This is a genomic window from Pseudomonas spelaei (genome assembly GCF_009724245.1).
Classification (GTDB): domain Bacteria; phylum Pseudomonadota; class Gammaproteobacteria; order Pseudomonadales; family Pseudomonadaceae; genus Aquipseudomonas; species Aquipseudomonas spelaei.
Genome location: NZ_WNNK01000072.1, coordinates 1 through 915, shown reverse-complemented (window position 1 = coordinate 915; position 915 = coordinate 1). Strand labels below are relative to the sequence as shown.

At 60.3% G+C, this 915-nt stretch carries 1 protein-coding gene; it reads right to left on the bottom strand.

What is annotated here, in order from left to right; genetic code table 11:
• On the bottom strand, positions 1–915 hold a 915-nt coding region (locus GNF76_RS29240; RefSeq protein ID WP_246212045.1), incomplete at both ends, for a DUF6531 domain-containing protein.

The window sequence follows — 915 nt, the reverse complement described above, 5'->3', positions numbered from 1 at the left end:
GCCGTTGTCATCCCAGGCATAGCGCGTGTCCATCTGCGAAAAGCTGGCCCAATGCCGGACGCATCGTGCGGCCTTGCCAGAGCGTTCCCACGCCCAGAAGAAACTCGCCCCACCGGCCAGTTCCCGCTCCTGAATCACCTGCTGATCGTCGTAGCGATAGCGTTCGCTTTCGCCTACAGCGTTAGTCGCCTCAATCAACCGCCAGGCGTCGTCATAGCGGTAGGAAACGACGTTTTGCTCAGTAACCCAGACGAACTCCCGATCGCCCTCGGCGCGAAACACCTGATAGTCGACGGCGACGATATGGTCGCGGTCATAGCGCAACAACAGCGCACGGCCAACGCCGTTGTCCAGCCGTTGGATGCGCCCTAACACATCACGGGAAATACGCAGGCGGTTGTCATACGCGTCGCTGATCGACACCAGCAACCCGTCGCGGAAATGATAAAAACGCGAGGCCTGGGCCAACACCAGTTCATCCGGCGAAGCGCCCAGATAAATCGCCGCTTCGGCCAGGCTGTTGCTGATCGCCGGTCGCGAAACAGTAGGCAACGGAAAAACCGTGCTGCGATTTTCATGGTCGGTCCACACCACCGACTCGCCGCTCACCGACAGGCAATGAGCCACCCCATGGCTCCAACCGAACCCCAGCCCGCAATCGATTTCCACGGCACTGGTGCGGTACAACCGCGTCCAGGCAAACGGTAAAAAGCCGTCCAGTTCGCCATCGGTCAGGGTCAGCAGTTCCTCCCCGGTGACCATCGATACCGGGCAACCGTGAGTCGCGGTTTTATCGGCACTGGCGGCCGCATCACCCTTGGGGTTTTTCGAAGCAACCGGCACGTCATCGACGTGTTCTTGCTTGACCAATGCCGTCCTGGGCTGCTTGTTAACCCGCACCAACGGCACCGGGTT